Annotated in this window: 1 protein-coding gene; it reads left to right on the forward strand. The window is 51.6% G+C overall.

All coding sequences use genetic code 11. The features are described from left to right. Positions 1-185 (forward strand): SDR family oxidoreductase (locus tag SB822_RS58815; RefSeq protein ID WP_410859338.1); only part of this gene is annotated, 185 nt, incomplete at its 5' end. Positions 186-256: the final 71 nt, after the last annotated feature.

Here is a 256-nt window from a genome sequence, read left to right on the forward strand (position 1 = left end):
CCGATGCCCGCAACAGGATTTTATCAAGAACACCACTCGGTCGCATAGGCCAAGCCTCTGAAATTGCTTCGATAGCGTCGTTTCTGGCATCGCGGGATGCGAGCTATGTAACAGGCCAGACCATCTATGCGGATGGTGGACGCCTGCCCCTCAGCTATACAGCAGCACCACGCTATAAGGCATGATGTTGCGGCTTCGCTATATTAGGAAGATAATGAAATAAGGATTTGCTCCTGACAGAAAGCTGTCAGGAGGG

This window comes from Paraburkholderia sp. SIMBA_054 (genome assembly GCF_046534875.1).
GTDB lineage: Bacteria > Pseudomonadota > Gammaproteobacteria > Burkholderiales > Burkholderiaceae > Paraburkholderia > Paraburkholderia hospita.